We start from the raw sequence: 24,810 nt of genomic DNA, 5'->3' as shown, positions 1-24,810 counted from the left end.
GGGTTGCAACCCTCGGTGGGTGATCACGCTCCTGGGTGGGTGACGGTGTCCCTGGGAAAGTGACGGTTTACCACGGGACCGTGGTAACCGTCACCGCTCAGTCGGCGACGTAGAACATGCGCTTGTTGACGAACTCGTCCATGCCGAGGGGGCCGAGCTCGCGGCCGAAGCCGGAGCGCTTGACGCCGCCGAACGGGATCTCGGCACCCTCACCGGCTGTCGTGTTGACGTTGGCCATGCCGACCTCGAGGCGCTCGGCCAGTGAGCGCGCCCGCTTCTCGTCGACCGCGAAGACCGATCCGCCGAGCCCGTAGGCCGTGTCGTTGGCCAGCTCGAGCGCCTCGTCGTCCGAGCCGACCGAGTAGACGACCGCGACGGGCCCGAAGAGCTCCTCGGAGTACGCCCGCATGTCCTTGGTGATACCGGTCAGCACAGCCGGCGAGTAGTGCGCGTCGGGGCCCTCGCTCAGCACACCGCCGGCGTGCAGTGTCGCACCCTTGTCGACGGCGTCCTGCACCTGCTCGGCCAGCGTCTCGGCGGCCTTGCGCGACGACAGCGGGCTGAACGAGTCGAGCGCGAGTGCCTTCTCGGTCAGCTTGCCCACGAAGTCGTCGAACAGGTCGTCCATGACGATCATGCGCTTGTTGGAGTTGCACGCCTGCCCCGTGTTGTACATGCGGTAGTCCCACGCGGCGTCGGCGACCGCGTCGAGGTCGTCGGTGTCGAGGACGACCATGGGGTCGGAGCCGCCCAGCTCGAGCACGCACTTCTTGAGGTTCTTGCCCGCGATCGCCGCGACGACCGAGCCGGCCCGCTCCGAACCCGTCAGCGACACACCGGCCACCCGCGGGTCGGCGATGATCGTCTCGACCTGGTCGAACGTCGCGAAGACGTTGACGTAGGCGCCGTCTGGCAGACCGGCGTCCTTCATGATCTGCTCGACCGCCAGCGCCGAGCGTGGCACCGACTCGGCGTGCTTGAGGATGATCGTGTTGCCCAGCATCAGGTTGGGGGCCGCAAACCGGGCGATCTGGTAGAACGGGAAGTTCCACGGCATGACGCCCAGCAGCGGGCCCACGGGCAGCCTCTGCACGATGGCCTTGCCGCCGTTGATGCCCTTGATCTCCGTGTCGGCGGCCAGGGTCGGGCCCTCGTCGGCGAAGTAGTCGAAGATCGCCTGGCAGAACTCGGCCTCCTCGACGCCCTCCGGGACGGGCTTGCCCATCTCGGTGGTCGCGATCGCGGCGAGCTCGTCGGCGCGCTCGGCGAACAGCGCAGCGACGCGCTTGACGACGACCGCACGCTCGGCGATCGGCACGTCCCGCCACGAGCGGTAGGCCGCGGCCGACGACGTCAGCGCCGCCTCGATGTCGGCGTCGGACGCGTGGTCGAACGACTCGACGACGTCACCCGTCGACGGGTCGAGAACCTGGTAGCTGGGACTGGTCATGCGGCAGCTCCTCATGTGGTGTGGTGCAGAACTCTCGGCGGCACTGCCCCCACTGGAGACAGGTGCGGCCGCCGCGGTGACGCGACATGTCAACCGTATGGGGGCGCACCTACCGGGTCAATCGATTTCGTGGTCGAGCCGAACAGCCACGACGGATCAGGTCCTCAGGAGCGATTCCACCTACTGATTCAGCGCCTTCGAGCGCCAACGCCGCGACTCAGCCAGACGTATCCGGTCGAGATCGCGACGGCCACCGCGGTCAGTGCGAGGCAGATGACGGTGACCGTCACGCCTCCGAGATCGGCGACGTCGAGGAAGCCGTAGGGGACGGGGGCCGTCGTGGTGGGCGTCAGGACGAAGACCGGCTCGGCGACCTCGGCCCGCACCAAGGTGTAGGCCAGCCAGGCCACCGGGAAGGCCAGCGCCCACATCGCCGTCCGGTCGAGCCGGGTGCGCGGCGTCAGCGCGACGAAGCCGATGACCGACATGGCCGGTACGACGTAGTGGAAGATCTTGTCGTACCACCACTCGGCGCCCTCGAAGCTGCCGTTGCCGGCGAGCACCGTGGCGTAGACCAGGCCCGTCACGGTGATCGCGGTCAGGCTCGCGAGCCGCAGGACGCCGAACGCCGTGCCGCCGCGATCGGGTCGCTGCACCAGCAGCAGCGAGGTCACCAGCACGAGGATGTTCGACTCGATCGTGAAGTAGCTGAGGAAGTTGGCCAACGACCGGCCCTCGTCGATCGTGATGACCGTCTGCCCGACGAGGGCGACCGCGGTCAGGGCCGCGACGAGAGCGTGCCAGGTCCGTGTCATCGGGCTGACGATAGTCTCCGGGAGTGTCCGAGCACATCCGTGGAGAGCATCACGTCCGTCGAGTCGGGTCGTCCCGACTGCTCGTCGAGCCCCCCGTGCGGGTGCTCGGAGACCTGCTGCTGCGGTCCGACACGCGCGTCGGGTGCTTCACGGAGTTCGGCCAGCACGTCGAGGTGCAGGCCGCCGACATCGGCCGGTACAGCGAGATCGGCAACAACTCGACGGTCGGTGCCACGGGTCACCCGCTGACCTGGATGGGCGTCTCGGCGTTCCAGTACAAGCAGGCGACGTGGGGCTGGCACCCGGCCGCCGCCGAGTCCGAGGTCATCGACCCGGAGAAGGACGGACGCCAGTCGTTCCGCAGCGTCGGACCCGACCGCGCATCGATCGGCAACGACGTGTGGCTCGGTGCCGGCGTCGTCGTGCTGCGCGGCGTCACGATCGGCGACGGCTGCATCGTCGCGGCCAATGCCGTCGTCACGAAGGACCTGCCGCCGTACACGATCTGCGGAGGCCTCCCGGCCAAGGTCATCAAGAAGCGCCTCCCCGACGAGCTGCGTGACGAGCTCATCGCCCTGCAGTGGTGGCGGCACTCGCCCAACCAGCTCGCGGGCATCCCGTTCGACGACCCGGCTGCCGCCGTCACTGCTCTGCGACCACGCATCGAGCGCGGTCTCGAGCCCTACGACCCCGGCTTCGTCGAGATCCCTCCGCCGGAGGCCCCCCGGCGACGCTTCTTCTCCCGCTGACTCGCAGCTCGCCCGGACGTCCTCGTCGCGCCTGCGTTGCGCACCGCGCGGGGTCGCGATTGACTGGAGGATGCGATCCATCTGGAAGGGCGCGATCAGCTTCGGGCTGGTGAGCGTCCCGGTCAAGGTCTACAGCGCCACCGAGAACCACGACGTGCCCCTGCACCAGGTGCACGCCAAGGACGGTGGCCGCATCCGCTACCAGCGGCGCTGCGAGGTGTGCGGCGAGGTCGTCGAGTACAGCGACATCGACAAGGCCTACGACGACGGCCAGCAGACCGTCATCCTCACCGATGCCGATCTCAAGTCGCTGCCGGCCGAGCGCAACCACGAGATCGAGGTCGTCGAGTTCGTGCCGGCGGAGCAGGTCGACCTGCTCCGCCTCGACAAGAGCTACTACCTCGAGCCGGAGGCCAAGACCCTCAAGCAGTACACGTTGCTGCGGCGCGCCCTGGAGGACTCCGACCGCACCGCGATCGTGCGGTTCGCGCTCCGGCAGAAGACCCGGCTCGCCGCGCTGCGCGTGCGGGGCGACGTCCTGCTGCTGCAGACCCTGCTGTGGGACGACGAGGTGCGCTCCCCTGCCTTCGACGTGCTGGGCGAGACCCCCCGCATCAGCCAGAAGGAGCGCGACATGGCCGCCCAGCTGGTCGACTCGCTGACCGGCGACTTCGACAGCGCCGCCTTCACCGACGAGTACCAGGAGCAGCTGCGCACCCTCGTCGAGGCCAAGCTCGAGCAGGGTGCCGCGCTCGACACCGATGCGACGTTCGGCGAGCAGGACGACGATGCGGACGATGCGGACGTCGTCGACCTGATGGAGGCCCTCAAGCGCAGCATCGATCGCAAGAAGACCGCGAAGAAGACGTCATCGGCCGCGGCGACGAAGACCCCGAAGACCCCTGCCAAGAAGGCTGCCGCGAAGAAGACGCCGGCCAAGAAGGCCGCGAAGAAGTCCGCCGCCAAGAAGGCTCCGGCCAAGAAGCGGGCTAGCTGACGGGCTGGCTCTGGTCGTCGGGCACCGAGAATGTCGCATCGGGCGAGTTGCGGTGGTCGACGACCCACTCTGCGACGTAGCGCAGCTTGACGTTGTGGGTCTGCGACTGCCGGCGCAGGAACTCGAAGGCCCGGTCGGCATCGATGCTGAACCGCTCCATGAGGATGCCCTGCGCCTGGCCGATGAGCTTGCGCGCGTCGATCGCGACCTGCAGGCCCTCCTCGTTGTGGGCGTTGGCGATCGCGATCGACGCGTGCCGCACGAAGATCGTCGCGACCGCGAGGTCATCATCGTCGAAGGCACCGACCTTCTCGGCGTAGAGGTTGAGCGAGCCGTAGCGTCGGGACTTGGTGGCCAGGCGCAGGCTGAGCACGCTGCGCATGCCGAGCTCGGCGACCGCGGGCCCCCACTTCTCCCACCGGGGGTCGACGCTGACGTCGTCGGACATGTAGTGGTCCTGACCCTCGATCGCGTCGAGGCACGGGCCCTCGTCGTGGACGATCTGCAGGTTGTGCGACTCGCCGACCCGCTTCGACGTCGCGGCGGCCGTCTCGATCTGGTTGCGCGCGTGGACCAGCATGATGCCGGCCTCGTCGCAGCTCGTCGCGATCTTGGCGTATTCCGCGATGCGCTCGATCGTGCTCTCGGCATTCGGCGCGTCGTGCAGGTCGAGCGCCATCTCGGAGAAGAACGTCGAGGTGTCCATCGCGGAGGCCTTTCGGAGGTCTATGCGCCTGGTCATGACGACCTCGGCCCGGCGGGGCGACCGACCGGCATCGTCGACCATGGTTTGTGCGCCGAGGTCAAGGGTACTTCTGACCCGGAGCGCCGCCGACCCAAGCATATGAGGTCGTCCGGACAGATGGCACCGGTCATCGCGACTCCGACGAAGGGATGGCTCTCTTGACCACCGACCTTCACCTCTCGGGCCCGACGGTGACGCTGTTCGGCGTGCGCGACCTGCTCGACGCCGCTCTGAGCGACGAGCTCGGGCGACGCGGCTGCAGCACCCACGCCGTGACGACCCGCACGGGCTGGCTGACCTCGGTGACCAACGCGATCGTCCGCATCGACACCGTGCCCGGCGAGCACGCGATGGCCGACCTCGCCTCCCGCGACGTGGCACCGACGCACGTCGTCGTCGTGTCCGCGACGTCGGACGACGACAACCTGCGCGCCCGGTTCGACGAGCTGTGCCGCCGCTGCGGAGACCACCACGACGTGTCGATGATCTGGCACTCCCCCCTCGGGCTGCGGACGGGCGACGGCGACGCCGTGCCGATGATCCGGCCGACCGACCTGGCCTCGGCCATCGCCGACGAGATCGGGCACCAGGAGGCGTGGACGTCCGCGCCCTCCTTCTCGACGCAGACCTACGCGCCCGGGCGGCACCGCGGTCACTCCTGACCGTCCAGCTCGACGGCGGCGTCGTCGAACATCCCGACCGTCGCGCGCACGTCCCACGCGGTCGTGACGGTGTCGAAGGTCTCGACCTCGATGACGGGCGCTCCCGCCTGCACAGCTGGCCTGATCTCGACCCCGTCGTGCATGGCGAACTCGCGCAACAGATCTGCTTGCGCTTCAGGTCCGCTGAGCGCGAATCTCAGGGTGATGCGGGTCAAACGACGAGCCTTTCAGGACAGCACGAAGCCAACGGCTGCTGCTGAACCGGCAAGAAGACGCTACCAAGCGCCAGCCGATCGTGCCCGGCGAGACCGACCCCCCGGGACGATCAGGCCGCGTCGTCCACGGCGGCGCGCGACCGCAGCTGCTCGAGCAGCTTGGTGAGGCGGCGCGACACCTGCATCTGGCTGACGCCGACCAGGTCGGCGATCTCCTGCTGCGTGCGCTCCTCGACAAACCGCAGCCGCAGCAGCTCACGCTCGTCGTCGCTGAGGTCCTGGCACAGCGGGCCGACCGTGACCCAGTCGTCGATGAACGCGTAGCTGGTCTCCTCCCAGCTCAGCGTCTCGCCGAGCGGCTGGCCGCCCTCGCGGATCGGCTGGTCGAGCGACGTCGGCGAGAAGCATCCACGAGCTGCCATGGCCTCGCGGACGTCGGCCTCCGAGGCGTCGACGTCGTTCGCGATGTCGGCGACCAGCGGGGTGCGCGAGTCGCTCTGCAGCCGACGCTCGGACGCTGCCGTGATGTCAGCCTGCAGCTGCTGGATGCGGCGCGGCGGGCGCACGCTCCAGCAGTGGTCGCGGAAGTGCTTCTTGATCTCGCCGAGGATCGTGACGGTCGCGAACGGCACGAACTCGCCGCGGTCGTGGTGGAAGCCACGGATGGCCTTGACGAGCGCGAAGTTGGCGACCTGGACGAGGTCGTCGCGGTCGACGCCTCGACCCGCGTAGCGGCCTGCGAGGTGACGGGCGAGTCCGAGGTGACGGCGGACGATCTCGTCCTCGAGGCGCGTGCGCTCGGCGGGCTCCGCGGCTGCGGCGGCCTCGAGCAGCGACGTGACGTCGGCGTCGTCGGTGTGGATCGATGTGTGTGCGGGAGCAGAATGCACGGAAACCCTCCTGGGTCTTGATCCAGTGCGGGCATCTGCTCAACCAGCTCTGCCACCATCGCACTGATCGGCAAGGTTGCGCAAGACTTGTTCAGTAGGAAATAACTACGTCAGGTGGTCCGATCGGACCACATCGGGCAGAACTGCTCCGGCCGGAGGGGTTTCGTCGGCCGGGCCCGGGGTAAGGATTCGCTGAGACACGTGCCGACCTGCCGACTGCGAGGGGACATCCGATGGCCAGCAGCGTCGAGAACGTCTCGATCGGCGGTCACCGGCTGCGCCTGACCCACCCCGACAAGGTCGTCTACCCCGCCACGGGGACGACCAAGGCGGACGTCATCGCCTACTACGTCGCGATCGCCCCGCACCTGCTCCCCTACGTCGCCGATCGCATCGTCACCCGCAAGCGCTGGGTCGACGGCGTCGGCACCGCCGGACGTCCCGGCGAGGTGTTCTTCGAGAAGAACCTGCCGGAGTCGGCACCGTCGTGGATCCGCCGCGTCACGATCGAGCACAGCGACCACACCAACGCCTATCCCGTCTTCGACGACGCGGCGGCGCTCGCCTGGGCGGGGCAGGTCGGGGCGCTCGAGCTGCACGTGCCGCAGTGGCGGGTCGGACGCGGCGACGCCCGCCGTCACCCCGACCGGCTCGTGCTCGACCTCGACCCCGGGCCCGGTACGGGCCTGCCCGAGTGCGTGGACGTCGCCCGGCGCGCCAAGCGGCTGCTGAGCGACATCGGCCTCAGCGCGCTGCCCGTGACGAGCGGCAGCAAGGGCATCCACCTGTACGCGCGCCTCGACGGCACGCACGACTCCGACTACGTCAACGCCTTCGCCCACCAGGTCGCCCAGACCCTCGAGTCGGAGCTGCCCGACCTGGTCGTGAGCTCGATGCGCAAGAGCGAGCGGGTCGGACGGGTGCTGGTCGACTGGAGCCAGAACAACGGCAACAAGACGACAGTCGCGCCCTACTCGCTGCGCGGCACGACGACCCCGCAGGTCGCGGTGCCCCGCACGTGGCGAGAGCTCGGCCCAGACCTGCGTCAGCTGACCCTCGACGAGGTCGTCACGCGCATGAAGCGCCGCAAGGACCCACTCGCCGAGCTGGGTTCAGGCAACCCACGATCTGACACCATCGAGCACGACGGGGCGAGAGATGACAGTGTCGAGACGTCACCGTCGTCGTGACCGGGACGACCCAGACCACCGTTGAACCACGAGATGAACAAGGGAGCACGACATGACCAGGCCGTTCAAGAAGAAGACATTGCGCGACAAGCTGGAGGCTCAGCTCAGCGATCTGGCCTCCCAGACCGACGACCTGCGCAAGCAGGTGGCCGACCGCGCACCGGTCGTCCGCGACCAGATCCTCGAGCAGACCGGCGAGCTGCGCAAGCACTCCGACGACCTGCGCAAGCAGGTCGCCGACCGCGCACCCGCCGTCCGTGACCAGATCGCCGCGCACCTGCCCGACAGGCACCAGCTGCTCGACCTGCGCGACGACCTCTTCAACCGGCTGCCCGAGCCCGTGCAGGATCGTCTGCCCGAGAAGGTCAAGCCGCCGCGCAAGCGTCTGCGTCGCGTCGCGGCCGTGGGCATCCTGACGGGTGCCGGGGCAGCGGCCTTCGCGATCCTGAAGCGCCGCGGCGACGCTCCTGCGCCCTATGTGGCCCCCGCGCCGCGTCCGGCCGCCACCACGCCCCCGCCGGCACCGACCGACGTCGTCGGTGAGCCGGTCGACGGCGAGCACAAGAAGTAGCAACCACGAGGGTCGAGCACCCGGCGGGCGGGGTATCAGGGAGCATCCTTTCCCTGCCCGCCCGCCGAGCTGCTGCAGGACGCCGTGCAGGTCCTGCGTGGCCTGACACGCGGGCGGAGGCCACTACCGATACCGTGGCCGGGAACCGGTTGAGCCAGCAGGCGGTGCTCCTTGGGAGAGAGACGCCCGTGACCCCTGCTCCGCACACCACCGCCAGCCACACGCCGGCCTACTCGTCGCCCGACCTGACGACGTGCGATCGCGAGCCGATCCACGTCCCGGGGGCGATCCAGCCGCACGGTCTGCTGCTCGCTCTCGACGCCGACCACGTCGTCGTCATGGCATCGGCCAACTGCGCGCGGCTGCTGGGCCCGGCGGGGCAGGGACCCGTCGACCAGCACCTTCGCGACGTGCTGGGTCCCGGCCCGGACCAGCTCGTCGCGCGGGCCGTCGAGGCCGACGACATGGGCACGCCGCTGCGCACCACGATGCCGCCGGGTGCCGGGGGCCTCGCGGGCAGCGAGGTCGACCTGATCGTCCACCGGTCCGGCAGCCGCGTCGTCGTCGAGGTGGAGCCCGTCTCGGTGCCGGTGCCGACCCAGACCGTGTCGTACCGGTCGGCCCGGGCCGCCGTCACCCGGCTGACGCAGACCTCCACCACCGCCGAGCTCTGCCAGCAGCTCGCGTCGGAGATCCGGCTGCTGACCGACTTCGACCGCGTCATGGTCTACCGCTTCGACGAGGAGTGGAACGGCGAGGTCGTCGCCGAGGACCGCCGCGACGACCTCAACCCGTTCCTCGGCCTGCACTATCCCGCGACCGACATCCCGGCCCAGGCCCGGCGGCTCTACACCGTCAACTGGACCCGGCTCATCGCCGACATCCACTACGTCCCGGTCGCGCTCGAGCCCGTTGTCGACCCCGGCACCGGTGCCCCGCTCGACCTGTCGCACTCGGTGCTGCGCAGCGTGTCGCCGATCCACATCGAGTACCTGTCCAACATGGGCGTCGACGCGTCGATGTCGGTCTCGATGGTCAAGGACGGGCTGCTGTGGGGGCTCGTCGCGTGCCACCACTACTCCGGCCCCCTGCGGGTGCCCTACGACGCCCGGTCCGCCGCGGAGTTCCTCGGGCAGACGGCGTCGCAGCTGATCGACGACCGCGAGAAGGCCGACGGTCACGTCGACGAGCTGCGGGCCAGCGTCGCGCTGGCACGCCTCACCGCCGCGCTCGCGGCCGACACCCGCCCCGTCTACGACGCCCTGATCGACGACCCTCGTCTGCTCTCGCTCGTCGACGCGCAGGGCGTCGCGCTGCACGTCGACGGTCGCCTGCTGACCCGGGGGGAGGTGCCCCCCGAGGCCGATCTGCACGTCATCGCGCGTCAGCTGGGCGGAGCGTCCGGGCGTGCCACCTCGACCCACCGCCTGTCGTCGCTCGCACCCGAGCTGGCCCGTGTCGCCGACGTCGCGGCCGGGGCGCTGCACATCGGCAACGGACCCGACCGGTGGATGCTGTGGCTACGTCCCGAGATCGAGCGGACGGTCGACTGGGGCGGCGACCCGACCAACAAGGCACTGGCCCTGGCCGAGGACCCCAACGTCCGGCTCAGCCCCCGCAAGTCGTTCGCCAAGTGGCGCCAGGTCGTGCGCGGTCGCAGTGCCCCGTGGACCAGCTGGCAGGTCGCCGTCGCCGAGAGCCTGCGCGAGCACCTGTCGAGCGAGCTGCTGCGCCGCACGCACGAGCACACCGCGATCGCCGAGTCGCTGCAGCGCACCGTCGTCCTCGACGAGGCGCCCGCGGTCGAGGGCCACGACGTCCTCGCACGCTACCGGCCGGCCAAGGGCAGCCAGCTGGGCGGTGACTGGTGGGACGCCTTCTCGCTCCCCGACGGTCGCCTGGCCATCAGCGTCGGCGACGTCGCGGGCCACGGCGTCACGGCCGCGACGGCGATGTCGCAGGTGCGCACCGCGCTGCGTGCCTACATGATCGACGGGCACTCGCCCGCCGACTGCGTCGATCGTCTCGACGTGCTGGTGCAGTCGATGCTGCCCGGGCAGACCGCGACGGTCGTCGTGATCGCCCTCGACCCGCGCACGGGCGAGGTCGAGCTCGCCAACGCCGGCCACCCGCCGCCCCTCGTGCTGAGCGACGGCGTGTGCCGCCCGCTCCAGCAGGCCGGGCGTCCCCTGCTGGGCGTCGCCCACGGCGCGGCCCGCACCGACCGGCTCACGCTGGCGGCGGGCGACATCCTGCTGGCCTACACCGATGGGCTGGTCGAGCGCCGCGGCATCGAGATCGACGTCTCGATCGACCGGCTGGCGGCTGCCGCCGCCGGATCCGACCGGTCGGCGACCCTCGACGACTGGATCGACGACCTGCTCACCGCCGTCCCGGGCACGCTCGACGACGACCTCACGATCGTCGCCCTGCGCCGGTCCGCCGCACGACCTGACCACACCGAGGGATCCGCATGAGCCTGACCATCGCCGACCGCGCGAGCGGCGACTTCCACGTCATCGAGCTGACCGGCGACATCGACGTCGAGACCGCCCGCACCCTGCGATCGCACATCGTCGACCGCGTGGACGACCCGGCGGCACGCATCATCATCGACCTGTCGGGGGTCGACTTCATGGATTCTTCGGGCCTCGGCGCCCTCGTGAGCGGGTGGCAGCTGACCCGCGACGAGGGCCAGTTCCGCATCGCGGGGGCCAGCTCGATCGTCCGGCGCGTCCTGTCGATCACGGGCATGGAAGAGGTCTTCACGCTGTACCCGACGGTCGAGGAGGCCGCGTCCGCCTGATCCCCGCTGGGCCTGACGTTCGTGCAGACACGCCGGCGGCGTGTCTGCGGGAACGTCAGGCCCAGCGCGGTGGGTCGGACGGCTCGGCAGCGGCGGGATGGATCGCGAAGACGCGTGCCGGGAACCCGGAGCCCTCTCGCGGCTTGGGCCATGACGCGACGACGAGCGCACCGGCCTCGGGCACCTCGTCGAGCCGGGCCATGAGCTCGATCTGCCACCGGTCGTTCTGGAGCCAGAACAGCTCGAGCCCGTAGTCGCCGGCCGACGTGGAGCTGCCGGCATCGGTGTCGGTCTGCTCGTGCCCCACCGCCGTGACACCCGCGTCGACGAGCCGTTCCAGCACCTCACGCGACCAACCGGGTGCGTGGCTGACACCGTCGGCGTCGCGGTTCTCCATCGCCGCCGCATCGGGCCAGCGCTTCCACCAGTCGGTGCGCAGCGCGACGAACGACCCGGCCGGCACGGTCCCGTTGCGCTGCTCCCATCCGGCGAGGTCGGCCAGGGTCGGCACGGCGTCGGGGTCGGAGGCGACGCGGTGCGAGATGTCGAGCACCACGAGCGGAAGGATCATCTGGTCGACGGGGATGGCGTCGAGCGTCCGCGCGCCGTCGACGAAGTGCGACGGCGGGTCGACGTGCGTGCCCCACTGACCGACGATCGTGTGCCGGTGCACCGCGAAGCCGTCGGCGGCGACGTCGAAGACCTGGGTGCGCTCCTCGTCGGGGAACGCCGGGAAGTGCGGCTGCCCGGGGTGGAACGCGTGCGTCAGGTCGGTCCAGACGTGGCGCTCGACGAGGTGCCGCTGCAGGGCCCACAGGGGGTGACGATCGGCGTTCTCGAGTGACGCGGCCATGGCGTGCTCCCATCGGTCGGGCCTCCACACTCGCACGGGTCGAGCAGGTGCGCCCGCCGCACCGACCGCGTGTCAGGGTTGTCGCATGACTGCCGGAGTGGACCAGCCCGATCGCCGCGGCCGCACGGGCCTGCACCTCACGGGGCTGGGTCTCGACCGCAACCCCGATGTCGTCGTCAAGGACGTCGAGCTGCTCGCGAGCGACTGGTACGTCGTGCGTGCGACGACCCTCGACATCCGCGGATCCGACGGCACGTGGCGCACCGAGCGCCGCGAGACGTACGACCGGGGCAACGGCGCGACGATCCTGCTGCACGACATCTCACGGCGCACGGTGCTACTGACCCGCCAGTTCCGCTACCCCGTCTACGTCAACGGGCACCCCGACGGAATGCTGCTCGAGACACCCGCGGGCCTGCTCGACGAGGACGATCCGGAGACCGCGATTCGCCGCGAGGCCGCCGAGGAGACCGGGGTCGCCGTCGGCGAGGTCGAGCACGTCTTCGACGTCTTCATGAGCCCCGGCTCGGTGACCGAGAAGATCCACTTCTACGCCGCCCCCTACGTGCGCGACGACGTCGACGGTACCCACCACGGCATCGAGGCCGAGGGCGAGGACATCGAGCTGGTCGAGCTGACGGTCGACGAGGCGCTCGCCGGCATCGGCACGACCGTGGTCGACGCCAAGACCATCATGCTGCTGCAGTGGGCCGTCCTGAGCGGCCCCTTCGCCCCCTGAGCCTGTCGAAAGGCCGCCGCCCCTTGAGCCTGTCGACAGGGCACCAGCTCAGGCAGCAGCCGCCGGTCGGTGCGGGATCAGCATGACCAAGGCCGCCGCCAGCACCGCCGCTGCGCCGCAGAGCGCGAAGATCAGCCGGTACGCGTCGAGCGAGGGCACCGCGAAGGTGCCGACGATGACGGTCGAGCCCGCCAGGATGCTGCCGCCGATCGCGCTGGCCAGCGAGCTGCCGAGACTGCGGAACAGGGTGTTGAGGCCGTTGGCGGCACCCGTCTCGTCGGGAGGCGTGTGCGTGTTGATCAGCGACGGCATCGCGGCGTACCCGATGCCCGTGCCCACGCCGACGATGGTCGATCCCACGATGACCTGCCACAGCGACTCGTGCACGAAGATGCGGGCGGCGAATCCGACGGCCACGACCAGCGCGCCGAGGGCGAGGGTCTGCGGTGCCCCGCGGGTGCCGATGAGCCTGGCGGCGACAGGTGCGAACAGCAGCATCATGAGGCCACCGGGCAGCATCGCCAGGCCGCCGACCAGCAGGCTCGAGCCGAAGCCGTAGCCGCTCGACTCGGGGGCCTCGACGTACGACGCGGTGCCGATGAACGAGGCGAACAGGGCGAAGCCGAACAGGATCGAGGCGGCATTGGTCAGGACGATCGGCGGACGACGCAGCGCCCGGAGGTCGACCAAGGGGTCGTCGATGCGGGTCTGGCTCCATCCGAACACGGCGATGAGCCCCGCCGCGGCGGCCAGCAGACCCCACACCCGCACGTCGTCCCAGCCCCACGACGAGCTCTGGGCGAGCGGGAGCAACAGGCAGACGAGGCCGGCAGCGAGCAGCGCCGCACCGACGAGGTCGACGCGGCCGCCACTACGGCCCGGCGCCTCGGGGACGATCAGCAGGATGCCGAGGAAGGCCACGATGCCGGCTGCGCTGGTGATCCAGAACAGCACGTGGAAGTCGGCGTGCTCGGCCACGAAACCGGCCAGCGGCAAGCCCAGCGAACCGCCCACGCCGAGCATCGCGCTGATCAGGGCGATGCTCGACCCGACGCGCTCGCGCGGCATGACGGTCGCGAGCAGGCTGATGCCGAGCGGGATCGCGGCGGCCGACGCACCCTGGATGGCGCGACCGACGATCAGCACGCCGATGTGGTCGCTGAACGACGTGATCAGCGATCCGACGATCAGGGCGCCGAGCGCGACGAGCAGCATCCGACGCTTGCCGAACATGTCGCCGAGGCGTCCGAGGATGGGGACGGAGACTGCCGCCACGAGCAGGGTCGATGTCAGGAGCCAGTTGACGTTGCTGGCGGAGGTGTCGAGATCGGCCGGCAGGATCGACAGCACGGGGATCAGCACCGTCTGGGCCAGCGCCACGACGAGTGCGCCCAGCCCGACGACGAACAGCTCGAGGGTCGCCCTGCGGGACGAGGTGTGTGCCGCGACGGAGGCGGACGGTGCGGTCATGGCGAGCTTCTTCTTCCGGACAGATGGTAGGACGGCGCAACGATAAGCCATTCTGTCACTGAGTGCCAATCTCGTCTCTGCGTGCCACCGGGGCTAGACTCGCGCCATGCCCACCGAGATGACGCTGCGCGACCACGCCCGCGAAGCCGTCCGCGACGAGGTGTCGAAGCAGGCCTGGGCGCTGTTCGCCCGGCAGGGCTTCGAGGCCACGACGGTCGACCAGATCGCCGAGGCCGCCGGCATGTCGCGCCGCACGTTCTTCCGATACTTCGCGGGCAAGGACGAGCTCGTGCTCGACCGCATCGTGGCCTCAGGCCGCCTCGTCGCCGACGCGCTGCGCGACCGTCCGGCCGACGAGGCGGCATGGCCGGCCCTCCGCGCAGCCTTCGACCAGACGGTCTCGCTGCAGGAACAGCACGAGGACATGTCGCGCCGGCTGCAGGTCATGCTGCGCGACGAGCCGGCGCTCCGCACGACGGTCGAGGCCCGGCGACGGCTGTGGCTCGAGCTGCTCGCGCCCCTCGTGGCCGAGCGACTGCCTCGGCAGCACGCGTCGTCCGGTTCCGACCTCCGGGCCGCGGCGGTCACCAGCAGCGCCATCGCCTGCCTCGAGGTCGCCCAGACCACCTGGGCGACCCACCCAGAGACGTCCCTGGCCGCCCTGCTGGACGAGGCGATGGGGGCCGTGAACCCGCTCCAGTGAGCGAGATGTCGGCACTCATCGACCTCAGAACGGATCGACGAGGTCGATAAGTGCCGACATCTCGGGGTCAGGCGAGGCGGGACGTGGGGGTCGGCTCCGACCGGCCGCGGAGCACCGGGGAGGCGTCGGGCGTCCAGTGGCGTCGCTCGTCCTCTGTGGCGGCCTCGACGCTCGCGGTGGCCACGAGCACCTGGCCCTCGACCTCCTTGGCCAGCTCGGTGAGGCGCGCCGCGGCGTTGACCGCGTCGCCGATGACGGTGTACTCGAACCGCGAGCGGTGCCCGACGTTGCCGGCCACGGCCTGACCCGTCGAGACGCCGATGCCGGCACCGATCTCGGGCACCTCCTCGGCCAGTCGTTCCGCGATCCGGCGCGCCGTGGACAACGCCGCCCCGGCGTGGTCGTCGAGCTCGTTGGGCGCGCCGAAGATCGCCAGCACGGCGTCGCCCATGAACTTGTTGACGAGCCCTCGGTGCCCGTCGACCTCCTCGACGATGACCGCGAAGAACCGGTTGAGCATCGCCACGACCTCGGCCGGCGAGCGCGTCGTCGCGTACGTCGTCGACCCGATCAGGTCGATCATCAGCACCGATACCGTGCGGGTCTCGCCGCCGAGCTCGATGTTGCCGTCGGTGGCGGCCTTCGCGACCGCCTGCCCGACGTGCCGGCCGAACAGGTCACGGATCTGCTCGCGCTCCCGCAGGCCCTGCGCCATCTCGTTGAAGCCCGACTGCAGCAGCCCCAGCTCGGTGCCGTCGTCGACCCGCACCTCGACGTCGAAGTCGCCCTCCTTGACCCGCTCGAGCGCCTCCTGCACCGCGATGATCGGCGACACGACGGCCCGCGCGTTGAGCACCGTCACGAGCAGGCCGAACATCAGCACGATCCCGGCCAGCCCGAGCGCCGTCGAGGCGAGCCGGACGATGCTGGTGTCGTCGCGCGAGATCGCCGCGAGCGCCGCGACGACGAGGCCGAGGATCGGCGCGGCGGTGCCGAGCCCCCAGAACACCAGCATGCGGCGCTGCACGCCGACGCCCATCTCGTCGGCCGACGCCCGCCCCTGCAGGGCCCGGGCGGCGATGGGTCGCAGCGCGAACTCGGTGAACAGGTAGGCGATCGCGCACACCACGAGCCCCGCGATGCCGACCGCGAACACGACGCCCAGCACGGCCTCGGGCTGCAGGATGATCGCGAGGATCGTGAACGTCGTGACACCGCCCATCCACAGCACCAGCTGGATCAGCGTCAGCCGCCACGGCAGCCGCAGCGCGGTGCGTCGCTCATCGACCGTGGGCTCCTGGTCCTCGATCGACCAGCGCAGTGCCCGCAACGCGCTGGCTGTCACCACGACGGCACCGATCAGCACCGCGACCCCGACGTAGACGGGCACCGCGATGGCCATCGCGGTGAGGTAGCCGGAGTTGGGACCGCCGCCCGGCGTCACGAGCAGCGTGATGCCGACGACGATGACCGCGCCGATGACGTTGGTCGCCACCAGGAGCACCGTCAGGACGACCTGGATGCGGATGCGCAACCGTCCGCTCGGCTGGTCGGGTGAGCCGAGCAGCAGGTCACTGCCCAGCCTGCGAGCTCTCGCCACGATGACTCCGTCTCTCGTCGTGGAAGGTCCACGGCCCCTGCTGCACCGCCAATATAGTGACGCGAGCCGCTACGGTGTGAGCGACGACACCTGACGGCCCGCGTCGCGGCCACCACTCCCCCTCGAAAGGACGTCGACATGGCACCCAAGCAGAAGGCCGATCCGGAGGTCGTCAAGGCGCTCGCCGAGCACACCTCGTTCGACAAGTCGCTGGTCAAGCAGCTCGCCACGGTCGGCACCGCCGTCAACATCCCCGAGGGCTGGTCGGTCATCATGGAGACGACCCCGGCCGACTCGGCCTACATCGTCCTGTCGGGCACCGTCGAGATCCGCAAGGCCGGCACGACGATCGCCGAGCTGGGAGCTGGCGACGTCTTCGGCGAGATCGCGCTGGTCAACCACAGCCTGCGCAACGCGTCGGCGGTCGCGGCGGCCCAGATCCGGGTGCTGCGTCTCGGTGAGGACGCGATCGCGTCGTTGCTCGAGCACGACAAGGCCTTCGCCGACACGCTCCGCGCCTACGCGACCAGCCGCATCCAGTAGAACTGGCCGCGGCCCGCCCAGTTGCCGCGTCCCCGGGCGGTCAATTTGTTGTCCGCGTAGCACAATCTGGGCGGTGCCGTCGCGCCGCGACGCCCGCGTACTCTCTGGTGAAATGCGTCGTTCACGGACGCGTTCACCACACGAGAGGCATGCAGGCGATGGCAGACGTTGAGGCAGCACTGGACAAGGCCGGACTGACGAACCCCCACGTGCGGGAGTACGTCGCCTACTGGGCCGACCTGACGGGGGCCGAGCGGGTCGAGGTCGTCAGCGCATCCGACGACGCACGGCTGGCCGAGGAGGCGCTCGCCGCCGGTGAGCTGCAGCCCGCGGGCGAGGGTCTCTACTACTCGCGCAGCTACCACAAGGACACGGCTCGCTCCGAGGAGCGGACGATCGTCGCGACGAGCAACCCGAGCGACGCCGGCGTCTACAACAACTGGCGCCCGTCGTCGGAGATGAAGCCGCTGCTCGAGGGCAAGATGCGCGGCGCGTCGGCCGGCAAGACGATGTACGTCGTCCCCTACCTGATGGCACCTCCCGGCTCGCCGCTCGAGGCGTTCGCCGCCGGTGTCGAGCTGACCGACTCCCGCACCGTCGTCATGCACATGATCCGCATGGCCCGCGTCGGCATCGACTACATCAACGACCTGGCCGACCCCAACAGCTTCGTGCGCGCCGTCCACGTGACGGGCGACCTCGAGAACCTGGGTCACGGCACCGCCGACGACGCCCGCTACTTCGTGACGGTCGCAGACGAGCGCACGATCCTGCACTTCGGCTCGTCCTACGGCGGCAACGCGCTGCTCGGCAAGATCGCCCACGGCCTGCGCCAGGCGGCGTACGACGGCTGGGCGTCGGGCAAGTTCCTGTCGGAGCAGTTCATGCTGCTCGGCATCACCGACAAGCAGACCGGCAAGAAGTACCACATCTGCGGCGGCTTCCCGAGCGCGTCGGGCAAGACCAACCTGGCCATGACGCTGGCCCCCGACGCCCTGGGCGACCGCTACTACGTCGACTTCTACGGCGACGACATCGCGTGGCTCTGGGTCGACGAGAACGACGGCAAGCTCTACGGCATGAACCCCGAGTTCGGCGTCTTCGGCGTGGCCAAGGACACCAACGAGGCCACCAACCCCGGTGCGCTGCACTCGGTCGACGCGGGCACCGGCGCGATCTTCACCAACATCGCCTACAACCCCGACACCCAGGAGGTCTGGTGGGAGGGCAAGACGCCCAACCCGCCCGAGGACGTCACGGGCTGGGAGGACTGGAAGGGCGAGAAGATCTCGGAGCGTGCCGAGGGCGACGACTCGCCGTGGGCGCACCCCAACAGCCGGTTCACCACGACGCTCGACAACGTCCCGAACGTGGCACCCGACTACAACAGCCCACAGGGCGTCCCGATCGACGCCATCATCTTCGGCGGACGCACGCGTGACCGCGAGCCGCTGATCCGCGCGATCACCGACCTCGCCGAGGGCGTCTACGACGGCCTGACCCTGGGTGCCGAGGCCACGTTCGCGGCCGAGGGCGTCGACGGTCAGCTGCGCTACGACCCCATGTCGATGCGTCCGTTCATGTCGTACCCCGAGGGCGCCTACGCCGCGCAGTGGCTCAAGATCATCGGCCAGGCCACCGAGGTGCCGATGTTCGCGCACGTCAACTGGTTCCAGCGCGGCGACGACGGCCGCTTCCTGTGGCCCGGCTACCGCGAGAACCTGCGCCCGCTGCTGTGGCTGATGCAGCTCAAGGCCGGCGAGGTCTCCGGACGCCAGACGCCGGTCGGCATCATCCCGACGCGCGAGGAGCTCAACCTCGAGGGCCTCGAGATCGACTCCGACGACCTCGACACGATCTTGACGATCGACAATGCGCGCTGGCAGCAGGAGATCGCCAACCGCGACGTCCACCTCGCGGCGTTCCACGACCTCCCGGAGGAGATCTGGGAGGCGCACCGCCGCGTCAAGGCCGATCTCGAGGCCGACGCCTGAGTCGCCCCTCGGCTCCTTGAGCCGCTCTCGCGCTCCTTGAGCCTGTCGAAAGGCCCCCTCCCGTCCTCGGGAGGGGGCCTTTCGACACACCCCGCGCAGACAGCCTTTCGGTGCTAACCTCGCCCCATGAATCTGCGCGTCGATACTGACGTGGTACGCGGGGGCGGCAAGCAGGTCCAGACCATGGCCGACCGTCTCGTGTCCACCTTCAGCTCTGCCGAGTCGAGCCTGCGCGCTGCCGCGGACGACATCGGCCAACCAGCCCTCGAGACGGCGCTTGCCGAGCTGCTGACGACCCTCAAGCGCACGCACCCCCAGATCGCCACCAACCTGGGTGCGTTCGCCAGCGAGGTCACGATGGCCGCCGACGCGATCGACCAGACCGATATCGCCCTGGCCGACTCCGTCCCGGAGACGCCGTGAGCGACTGGCCGGAGGTCCCGGTGCCCGGGGGCGACCGGGCGACGATGCTCGAGGCCGAGCGCGACCTCGACGTGCGGGCCACCCAGGTCCTCGCCGAGTCGACCGAGCTCGACCGCATCGCCCAGCAGATGGCGGCTGACTGGCAAGGTGTCACGGCCGAGGCCTTCGACGCCCGGGTCGGCGCAGCACGGACGGCCCTCCACGGCATCTCCGCCACGCATCGCAAGGCAGCCGGACTGATCGGCCGCTACTGCGACGAGTGGGACGCCGCCGAGCAGATCTCCAAGCGCGCGCACCGTGACATCGACGGCGCCTTCGACACCTACAAGAGCGACGGCAAGTCCCGCGCACAGACCCTGGCCTCGGAGATCCGCTCCGCGATCGAGTCGATGGACGACAAGGTCGAGGACATCCCGGTGATCGGCGGCCTCGCCAGCAAGGTGACGGGAGCTGCCACCGACGGGCTGGGCTGGCTGGCCGAAGAGCTCATCGAGCGCCTCCTCGACTGGAATCCGAGCACTCCCACGCCGGTCTACAAGCCCGTCCTCGACGACGACCTCGTGGTCGCGACCGCCCAGAGCGTCGCCAGCGCCATCGGCGACGCCGCGGAGTGGGGCATCGATCGTCTCCTCGACGGCATCGACAAGGTGATCGACTTCGTCGGCGGTGCCATCCAGTGGGCCGTCGACGCGCTCAAGGCCGTCGGCGACGCCCTCGCCGAGGCCATCTCCGACGCACTGCGCGCGGCGGGAGACGCCGTCAACGCGCTGCTCGACCTGGGTCGTGACATCGCCAGCTCGGTCGCAGACCTCGTCGCCGACGCGGCCCAGATCGTCTTCGACGCCGTGGCCGACGCGTGGGACGCGACGGTCGACTTCCTGATCTCGATCGGCAAGACCGTGGCCGAGGTGATCGACTTCCTGATCGACGTCGGCGTCACCGCCATCGCGGCCATCGCGATCGTCCTGCGCGCCAAGTACGGCGGCCCGGTCGACCGACGGGTCGAGGACGACCGGGCCCTCGACCGGGCTGCCTTCCGGCGGTGGACGTACGACGAGGCCTACCCGTCGTACGTGAAGGAGCGCCTCGCGCTGGCGAACCTCGCCTACGGCGTGGACGGCAAGACCATCCCCCCGGGCTGGAAAGCCGTCGAGTACCCGGGCACCGACGGGTTCTCGGCCACGGTGTTCACGAACACCAAGACCAAGGAGATCGTCGTCTCCTACCGCGGGACCAACCCCGAGGAGCTCGACGACATCCGCGAGGACGCCCTCAACGCACTCGACCTGGCGAACTCGCAGGGCAGGCAGGCCATCGACCTGGCCCGCCGCATCGCCGCCGACCACCCCAACGACTACGACCTCAGCTTCACGGGGCACTCCCTCGGCGGATCGCTCGCCAGCACCGCGAGCATCGCGACCGGCTATCCCGCCACGACCTTCAACGCGGCCGGCGTCGGCGAGGGCAACTACAACGCGGCTCTCGATGCCGGCGGCAAGGGCAAGTCCGAGGAGCAGATCGTGAACTTCTACACCGACACCGACCCCCTGACGATCGGCCAATACGCTGCCGACGTCCGGCCGGCCAGCGGTGCCCACCTGACGGTGGGCACCACGGAGGGATCCTTCTACGGGGGGCACTCCCTCGACAGGTTCGACTTCGACGAGGTGGGCGTGCAGTGAGCCCGATCCCCTCCGTCCGGTTCGCCCTGCCCGGCAGGTGGCTCAAGGCCGAGCTCGACGACCCGGCCGCCGTGTCCGCCCTGTCCGACATGCTGCCTGATGGCGGTCGTGAGGCTGACGCATGGCTGGACTCCCTGCGGGCCGCCGGCGCGAAGACGCTCCTCCTGCGGGTCCAGTCGAGCAGCGCGGCGGCGATCGTCTTCATCTGGCCGCCGGGCGAGTCGCACGGTGACGCCTCGGCAGCGGGGGTCCGCACCCGTCTGGGGCTGGACGGCGAGACCGTGCCGAACGGCAAGGGCTACACCGTGGTGCGAGACCGACGTGCCAAGGAGGGCTCCGAGCAGGACGTCGTGACCTACGGCGTGGCCCACCCGGAGACCGGACGTATCCTCGTCGTGCGATGCATGGCATTCGATCACACCTTCGAGCCGCTCGAGGTCGAGGACTTCGACCTCGCCGCTGCCAACCTGACCTGGGACGAGACATGACACTGCACCGCCACCGCCGCACGTCCGTCGTTCCCCTCGTCGCGGCGGCCCTCGTGCTGTCGGCTTGCGGGTCGTCATCGGGCCCGGGGAGCGACGACGACCTCACGTGCGACACCGCCGACAAGGCCGTGGTCGCCGACATCATGGCGAAGGCCAACACCGACTTCAAGCAGGGCGACAGCATCACCGACCGCTTCGAGCTCGTGAAGGCGGCGACGGCCCCCATCCCCGAGTCCGAGCGCAAGTACGGTGCTGCCGAGCTCATGGTGCTGCTCGTCTCCGTCTTCGTCCAGGACGCCGACGTCCCGAGCGAGCTCCAAGGCGTCCAGGGGCCCGTCTACGTCGTCCTCGACGCCGACGGCCAGCCTCTCGCCCCCCTCGGGACGTTCTCGCAGCCCTACTTCGACATCCAGCCACCTGCCGACCCGGGCTGGACCGCGTGGGCCGACGGCATCGACGACTCCGACGTCGCCCTGGACCTCTTCGGGTGCGTCAAGCCCAGCTGACGACGTGACCGCCCACCCCCGGTCGTCCGGCGGCATCGTCGCCCTGGCCCTGGCCGTCGCCGCCCTGTCCGCCTGCGGAACATCGGCGTCCCGGGGCAGGGAGGGGGGCATCTGCAACGACGCCGACAAGGCCGTCGTCAGCGACATCATGTCGACGGCCCGCACCAACTTCAAGGACGGCGACAGCGTCACCGACCACATCGAGTTCGTGAAGGCCGCCACCCGGCCCATCCCCGAGTCGAAGCGCAAGTACGGCGCGGCCGAGCTCATGGTGCTGCTCGTCTCCGTCTACATCCAGGACGCCGACGTCCCCACCAAGCTGCAGGGTGTCCAAGGACCCGTCTACGTCGTGCTCGACGCCGATGGCAAGCCGCTCGCGCCACTGGGGACGTTCTCCCAGCCGTTCTTCGACATCCAACCCCCAGCCGATCCGGGATGGACCGCGTGGGCCGACGGCATCGACGACTCCGACGTGGCCTACGACCTCTTCGGGTGCGTCAACCCCAACTCACGCTGACGCCCGAACCCCGAGCCGCTCAGGGTCGTGTCAGGGGTGCGACCAGCGTCGTCCCCGATGTGGTGACCGACCCGTTGGCGACACAGTCGTCGCATGATCACCGTCGAATCACTCACCAAGACGTACGGGGCCTTCAGGGCCGTCGATGACGTCTCGTTCACCGCTCGACCCGGTCGGGTCACCGGCTTCCTCGGCCCCAACGGCGCCGGCAAGTCGACCTCGATGCGCGTCATGGTCGGCCTCACGCCGCCTACCTCGGGCACGGCCACCGTGTGTGGTCGCCGCTTCGCCGACCTGCCCAACCCCGGCCGCGAGGTCGGCGTGCTGCTCGACGCCTCGGCCCAGCACGCGGGACGGACCGGCCGGGAGATCCTGACGATCGCCCAGCGGACGATGGGCCTGCCCGCGAGCCGCGTGGACGAGATGATCGCCCAGGTCAGCCTGACGTCGTCCGAGGCCGACCGCCGGGTGCGCAACTACTCGCTCGGCATGCGGCAGCGCCTCGGCATCGCGACCGCCCTCCTGGGTGACCCCGAGGTGCTGATCCTCGACGAGCCGGCGAACGGCCTCGACCCCGCAGGCATCCGCTGGATGCGCGACCTCTTGCGCGGCTACGCCGACCAGGGGGCGACGGTGCTGCTGTCGTCGCACCTGCTGCACGAGATCGAGGTGGTCGCCGACGACCTCGTCGTGATCGGCAACGGACGCATCGTCGCGCAGGGCACGAAGTCCGAGCTGCTCGCCTCGGCCGGCACGCTCGTGCGCACCCGTGACGTCCCAGGCCTGTCGTCCGCCCTGACCGCCGCTGGCATCGCCTGCAGCCCGAGCGGGGCAGCCGGCGGCACGGACGCCCTGCGCGTCGAGGCCGACGCCGAGCTCGTCGGATCGGTCGCCCTCGACGCCCGCATCCCCCTCCTCGAGCTGCGCGCCGCCGAGGGGGCGGGCCTGGAGGAGATGTTCCTCGAGCTCACCGCCGACGACCAGCGCGAGACCATCGTCAACCAAGGAGCAGCAGCATGAGCACGACCGTCACCAGCCCCGTCGCCGCCCCCACGTCGTCCGCGGTCGCGCAGCGCGCACCGCGGCCCGTCCCCGAGCCCATCCCGTTCTCGCGACTCGTGTCGGTCGAGCTGCGCAAGTGCTTCGACACCCGGGCGGGCTTCTGGCTCCTTGCCTCGGTCGGCATCATCGGCCTGCTCGCCACGGTCGCGGTGCTGCTGTGGTCGCCTGACTCCCAGCTGACGTACTCGACGTTCTCCGGGGCGGTCGGCTTCCCGATGACGGTGCTGCTGCCGATGATCGCGATCCTGCTGGTGACCGGCGAATGGACCCAGCGCAGCGGCTTGACGACGTTCACGCTCGTGCCGAACCGACCTCGCGTCATCGGGGCCAAGGCCGCTGTCACGATCGGCATCGCCGTCGTCTCGACGGTGCTGGCCTTTGCGATCGGCGCGGTCGGGACGGTGCTCGGCTCGGCGATCGCCGGCGTCGACCAGGTGTGGGACATGACCGCCGGCGACATCGTCAACATCGGCCTGGCGCAGACCCTCGGGATGCTGATCGGCTTCATGCTGGCCGCCGTCATCCGGCACTCCGCCGGGGCGATCGTGGCGTACTTCGTCTACTCCTTCGTCCTGTCGGGGCTCACCGAGCTGCTGGCCCAGACGCAGCAGTGGTTCAGCGACCTGCGTCCCTGGGTCGACGTCAACTACGCCCAGGCGGCCCTCTTCAACGGCAGCCTGACCTCGGCGCAGTGGGCCCACCTCGCGGTCACGACCGTCGTGTGGCTCGTCGTGCCGATGACCGTCGGACTGTGGGCACTGATGCGCTCCGAGGTGAAGTAGCCCGCGGACGTCCGCGAGTGGTGCGTTCCTGTCCTCGAGTGGTGCGGTGTGGTCAGACGCGCCGTCCCACTTCGTCCAGGACGCACCACTCGCGCGCTGGCGCGGGGGGCGCGTGACAGGACGTCGGCTAGGCTGCGAACGAACCAGTCGTGCCCATTCGTTGGGTCAGGGAATCCGGTGAGAATCCGGAGCTGACGCGCAGCGGTGAGGGGGACGGGGGTGGCATCGGCCACTGGATCGCGAGATCTGGGAAGGCGCCACCGCCCGGACGAACCCGAGTCCGAAGACCTGCTGGTTTGCGGCCGACACCTGTCGGCCGGATCACTCGTCAGGCTCCGCGCACGAGCCTCAGATCCCA

26 protein-coding genes and 1 riboswitch are annotated in these 24,810 nt (G+C 70.0%); of the genes, 18 read left to right on the top strand and 8 right to left on the bottom strand.

Annotation, left to right across the window (positions count from 1 at the left end; all coding sequences use genetic code 11):
- Nucleotides 1–97 precede the first annotated feature (97 nt).
- On the bottom strand, nucleotides 98–1,450 hold the full coding sequence (locus JOF40_RS06380) for an NAD-dependent succinate-semialdehyde dehydrogenase (RefSeq protein ID WP_129181143.1): 1,353 nt from the start codon (nucleotides 1,448–1,450) through the stop codon (nucleotides 98–100).
- 188 nt (nucleotides 1,451–1,638) lie between these two features.
- Entirely contained in the window at nucleotides 1,639–2,265 is a 627-nt protein-coding gene (locus JOF40_RS06375; protein WP_129181141.1) for a Pr6Pr family membrane protein, read from the bottom strand.
- A 23-nt stretch (nucleotides 2,266–2,288) separates the two neighbouring features.
- Here JOF40_RS06375 and JOF40_RS06370 point away from each other — a divergent pair, with 23 nt between their 5' ends.
- Both JOF40_RS06370 and ku read left to right on the top strand, forming a co-directional pair.
- Entirely contained in the window at nucleotides 2,289–3,014 is a 726-nt protein-coding gene (locus tag JOF40_RS06370; RefSeq protein WP_129181139.1) for a CatB-related O-acetyltransferase, read from the top strand.
- A gap of 70 nt (nucleotides 3,015–3,084) precedes the next feature.
- The gene (gene ku, locus JOF40_RS06365; RefSeq protein WP_129181137.1) at nucleotides 3,085–4,011 is read left to right on the top strand and encodes a non-homologous end joining protein Ku; all 927 of its coding nucleotides are present in this window, start codon (nucleotides 3,085–3,087) and stop codon (nucleotides 4,009–4,011) included.
- On the opposite strand, the gene JOF40_RS06360 is transcribed toward ku, so the two are convergent.
- A complete protein-coding gene (locus tag JOF40_RS06360; protein ID WP_209674413.1) occupies nucleotides 4,004–4,753 on the bottom strand; it encodes a GAF and ANTAR domain-containing protein in 750 nt (249 codons plus the stop codon). The genes ku and JOF40_RS06360 overlap by 8 nt on opposite strands.
- Before the next feature lie 161 nt (nucleotides 4,754–4,914).
- Here JOF40_RS06360 and JOF40_RS06355 point away from each other — a divergent pair, with 161 nt between their 5' ends.
- On the top strand, nucleotides 4,915–5,418 hold the full coding sequence (locus tag JOF40_RS06355; RefSeq protein ID WP_129181133.1) for a hypothetical protein: 504 nt from the start codon (nucleotides 4,915–4,917) through the stop codon (nucleotides 5,416–5,418).
- On the opposite strand, the gene JOF40_RS06350 is transcribed toward JOF40_RS06355, so the two are convergent.
- Together JOF40_RS06350 and JOF40_RS06345 are read right to left on the bottom strand one after the other, a co-directional pair.
- Nucleotides 5,409–5,633, bottom strand: a complete 225-nt coding sequence (locus tag JOF40_RS06350) for a hypothetical protein (protein WP_129181131.1) — start codon at nucleotides 5,631–5,633, stop codon at nucleotides 5,409–5,411. The genes JOF40_RS06355 and JOF40_RS06350 overlap by 10 nt on opposite strands.
- Nucleotides 5,634–5,743: 110 nt before the next feature.
- On the bottom strand, nucleotides 5,744–6,523 hold the full coding sequence (locus JOF40_RS06345; RefSeq protein WP_129181129.1) for a sigma-70 family RNA polymerase sigma factor: 780 nt from the start codon (nucleotides 6,521–6,523) through the stop codon (nucleotides 5,744–5,746).
- 233 nt (nucleotides 6,524–6,756) lie between these two features.
- Between JOF40_RS06345 and ligD the strand changes: the two genes are divergently transcribed.
- The 4 genes from ligD (at nucleotide 6,757) to JOF40_RS06325 (ending at nucleotide 11,090) form a co-directional block, all read left to right on the top strand.
- On the top strand, nucleotides 6,757–7,713 hold the full coding sequence (ligD, locus tag JOF40_RS06340) for a non-homologous end-joining DNA ligase (RefSeq protein ID WP_129181127.1): 957 nt from the start codon (nucleotides 6,757–6,759) through the stop codon (nucleotides 7,711–7,713).
- 52 nt (nucleotides 7,714–7,765) lie between these two features.
- Nucleotides 7,766–8,284 (top strand): hypothetical protein, encoded by a 519-nt coding sequence (locus tag JOF40_RS06335; RefSeq protein WP_129181125.1) that lies wholly within the window; start codon nucleotides 7,766–7,768, stop codon nucleotides 8,282–8,284.
- Nucleotides 8,285–8,472: 188 nt separating this feature from the next.
- Nucleotides 8,473–10,761, top strand: coding sequence for a SpoIIE family protein phosphatase (locus tag JOF40_RS06330; protein WP_129181123.1), 2,289 nt, complete (start codon nucleotides 8,473–8,475; stop codon nucleotides 10,759–10,761).
- Nucleotides 10,758–11,090 carry an STAS domain-containing protein gene (locus JOF40_RS06325; protein WP_129181121.1) on the top strand — a complete coding sequence of 111 codons (333 nt, stop codon included), beginning with the start codon at nucleotides 10,758–10,760 and terminating at the stop codon, nucleotides 11,088–11,090. The genes JOF40_RS06330 and JOF40_RS06325 overlap by 4 nt, the downstream gene beginning before the upstream one ends.
- A gap of 55 nt (nucleotides 11,091–11,145) precedes the next feature.
- Here the strand turns inward: JOF40_RS06325 and JOF40_RS06320 are convergent, their stop codons facing one another.
- The gene (locus JOF40_RS06320; protein WP_129181119.1) at nucleotides 11,146–11,943 is read right to left on the bottom strand and encodes a cyclase family protein; all 798 of its coding nucleotides are present in this window, start codon (nucleotides 11,941–11,943) and stop codon (nucleotides 11,146–11,148) included.
- An 85-nt stretch (nucleotides 11,944–12,028) separates the two neighbouring features.
- Between JOF40_RS06320 and JOF40_RS06315 the strand changes: the two genes are divergently transcribed.
- A complete protein-coding gene (locus JOF40_RS06315) occupies nucleotides 12,029–12,682 on the top strand; it encodes an NUDIX domain-containing protein (protein WP_129181117.1) in 654 nt (217 codons plus the stop codon).
- A 48-nt stretch (nucleotides 12,683–12,730) separates the two neighbouring features.
- On the opposite strand, the gene JOF40_RS06310 is transcribed toward JOF40_RS06315, so the two are convergent.
- Nucleotides 12,731–14,152: an MFS transporter gene (locus JOF40_RS06310; protein WP_245343099.1), complete on the bottom strand. Its 1,422-nt coding sequence runs from the start codon at nucleotides 14,150–14,152 to the stop codon at nucleotides 12,731–12,733.
- Nucleotides 14,153–14,258: 106 nt separating this feature from the next.
- On the opposite strand from JOF40_RS06310, the gene JOF40_RS06305 reads away from it, so the two are divergent.
- Entirely contained in the window at nucleotides 14,259–14,855 is a 597-nt protein-coding gene (locus tag JOF40_RS06305; RefSeq protein ID WP_129181114.1) for a TetR family transcriptional regulator, read from the top strand.
- Nucleotides 14,856–14,922: 67 nt separating this feature from the next.
- Here the strand turns inward: JOF40_RS06305 and JOF40_RS06300 are convergent, their stop codons facing one another.
- Nucleotides 14,923–16,455 (bottom strand): adenylate/guanylate cyclase domain-containing protein, encoded by a 1,533-nt coding sequence (locus JOF40_RS06300; protein WP_246152791.1) that lies wholly within the window; start codon nucleotides 16,453–16,455, stop codon nucleotides 14,923–14,925.
- Between the two features lie 138 nt (nucleotides 16,456–16,593).
- Here JOF40_RS06300 and JOF40_RS06295 point away from each other — a divergent pair, with 138 nt between their 5' ends.
- The 9 genes from JOF40_RS06295 to JOF40_RS06255 all read left to right on the top strand — a co-directional run bounded on the left by JOF40_RS06295 (nucleotide 16,594) and on the right by JOF40_RS06255 (nucleotide 24,452).
- Nucleotides 16,594–16,998 (top strand): cyclic nucleotide-binding domain-containing protein, encoded by a 405-nt coding sequence (locus tag JOF40_RS06295; protein WP_129181109.1) that lies wholly within the window; start codon nucleotides 16,594–16,596, stop codon nucleotides 16,996–16,998.
- Nucleotides 16,999–17,156: 158 nt separating this feature from the next.
- Nucleotides 17,157–18,992: a phosphoenolpyruvate carboxykinase (GTP) gene (locus JOF40_RS06290; RefSeq protein WP_129181107.1), complete on the top strand. Its 1,836-nt coding sequence runs from the start codon at nucleotides 17,157–17,159 to the stop codon at nucleotides 18,990–18,992.
- 126 nt (nucleotides 18,993–19,118) lie between these two features.
- Complete coding sequence (locus JOF40_RS06285; RefSeq protein WP_129181105.1) at nucleotides 19,119–19,415, top strand: type VII secretion target; 297 nt, start codon at nucleotides 19,119–19,121, stop codon at nucleotides 19,413–19,415.
- Nucleotides 19,412–21,097 (top strand): Tle-like phospholipase domain-containing protein, encoded by a 1,686-nt coding sequence (locus JOF40_RS06280; protein WP_129181103.1) that lies wholly within the window; start codon nucleotides 19,412–19,414, stop codon nucleotides 21,095–21,097. Before JOF40_RS06285 ends, JOF40_RS06280 begins: the two co-directional genes overlap by 4 nt.
- Entirely contained in the window at nucleotides 21,094–21,585 is a 492-nt protein-coding gene (locus tag JOF40_RS06275; protein WP_129181101.1) for a hypothetical protein, read from the top strand. The genes JOF40_RS06280 and JOF40_RS06275 overlap by 4 nt, the downstream gene beginning before the upstream one ends.
- Nucleotides 21,582–22,091: a hypothetical protein gene (locus JOF40_RS06270; protein ID WP_129181099.1), complete on the top strand. Its 510-nt coding sequence runs from the start codon at nucleotides 21,582–21,584 to the stop codon at nucleotides 22,089–22,091. The genes JOF40_RS06275 and JOF40_RS06270 overlap by 4 nt, the downstream gene beginning before the upstream one ends.
- Before the next feature lie 4 nt (nucleotides 22,092–22,095).
- Entirely contained in the window at nucleotides 22,096–22,608 is a 513-nt protein-coding gene (locus JOF40_RS06265; RefSeq protein ID WP_129181097.1) for a hypothetical protein, read from the top strand.
- A gap of 93 nt (nucleotides 22,609–22,701) precedes the next feature.
- The gene (locus tag JOF40_RS06260; protein ID WP_129181095.1) at nucleotides 22,702–23,628 is read left to right on the top strand and encodes an ABC transporter ATP-binding protein; all 927 of its coding nucleotides are present in this window, start codon (nucleotides 22,702–22,704) and stop codon (nucleotides 23,626–23,628) included.
- A complete protein-coding gene (locus JOF40_RS06255; protein WP_129181093.1) occupies nucleotides 23,625–24,452 on the top strand; it encodes an ABC-2 transporter permease in 828 nt (275 codons plus the stop codon). Before JOF40_RS06260 ends, JOF40_RS06255 begins: the two co-directional genes overlap by 4 nt.
- A 127-nt stretch (nucleotides 24,453–24,579) precedes the next feature.
- A riboswitch (cobalamin riboswitch) is annotated at nucleotides 24,580–24,762 on the top strand.
- The last annotated feature ends 48 nt before the right edge of the window (nucleotides 24,763–24,810 follow it).

The organism is Aeromicrobium fastidiosum, from assembly GCF_017876595.1.
Lineage (GTDB): Bacteria > Actinomycetota > Actinomycetes > Propionibacteriales > Nocardioidaceae > Aeromicrobium > Aeromicrobium fastidiosum.
Note: the sequence above shows the minus strand (reverse complement) of the source record. Positions and strands in the feature narration are given on the sequence as shown.

Bases quoted from the DNA above. Each gene is read 5' to 3' on its own strand.
- JOF40_RS06380 (WP_129181143.1), bottom strand. From the start codon at position 1,450: ATGACCAGTCCCAGCTACCAGGTTCTCGACCCGTCGACGGGTGACGTC.
- JOF40_RS06375 (WP_129181141.1), bottom strand. From the start codon at position 2,265: ATGACACGGACCTGGCACGCTCTCGTCGCGGCCCTGACCGCGGTCGCC.
- ku (WP_129181137.1), top strand. From the start codon at position 3,085: ATGCGATCCATCTGGAAGGGCGCGATCAGCTTCGGGCTGGTGAGCGTC.
- JOF40_RS06360 (WP_209674413.1), bottom strand. From the start codon at position 4,753: ATGACCAGGCGCATAGACCTCCGAAAGGCCTCCGCGATGGACACCTCG.
- ligD (WP_129181127.1), top strand. From the start codon at position 6,757: ATGGCCAGCAGCGTCGAGAACGTCTCGATCGGCGGTCACCGGCTGCGC.
- JOF40_RS06335 (WP_129181125.1), top strand. From the start codon at position 7,766: ATGACCAGGCCGTTCAAGAAGAAGACATTGCGCGACAAGCTGGAGGCT.
- JOF40_RS06325 (WP_129181121.1), top strand. From the start codon at position 10,758: ATGAGCCTGACCATCGCCGACCGCGCGAGCGGCGACTTCCACGTCATC.
- JOF40_RS06320 (WP_129181119.1), bottom strand. From the start codon at position 11,943: ATGGCCGCGTCACTCGAGAACGCCGATCGTCACCCCCTGTGGGCCCTG.
- JOF40_RS06315 (WP_129181117.1), top strand. From the start codon at position 12,029: ATGACTGCCGGAGTGGACCAGCCCGATCGCCGCGGCCGCACGGGCCTG.
- JOF40_RS06310 (WP_245343099.1), bottom strand. From the start codon at position 14,152: ATGACCGCACCGTCCGCCTCCGTCGCGGCACACACCTCGTCCCGCAGG.
- JOF40_RS06305 (WP_129181114.1), top strand. From the start codon at position 14,259: ATGCCCACCGAGATGACGCTGCGCGACCACGCCCGCGAAGCCGTCCGC.
- JOF40_RS06295 (WP_129181109.1), top strand. From the start codon at position 16,594: ATGGCACCCAAGCAGAAGGCCGATCCGGAGGTCGTCAAGGCGCTCGCC.
- JOF40_RS06290 (WP_129181107.1), top strand. From the start codon at position 17,157: ATGGCAGACGTTGAGGCAGCACTGGACAAGGCCGGACTGACGAACCCC.
- JOF40_RS06285 (WP_129181105.1), top strand. From the start codon at position 19,119: ATGAATCTGCGCGTCGATACTGACGTGGTACGCGGGGGCGGCAAGCAG.
- JOF40_RS06270 (WP_129181099.1), top strand. From the start codon at position 21,582: ATGACACTGCACCGCCACCGCCGCACGTCCGTCGTTCCCCTCGTCGCG.
- JOF40_RS06260 (WP_129181095.1), top strand. From the start codon at position 22,702: ATGATCACCGTCGAATCACTCACCAAGACGTACGGGGCCTTCAGGGCC.
- JOF40_RS06255 (WP_129181093.1), top strand. From the start codon at position 23,625: ATGAGCACGACCGTCACCAGCCCCGTCGCCGCCCCCACGTCGTCCGCG.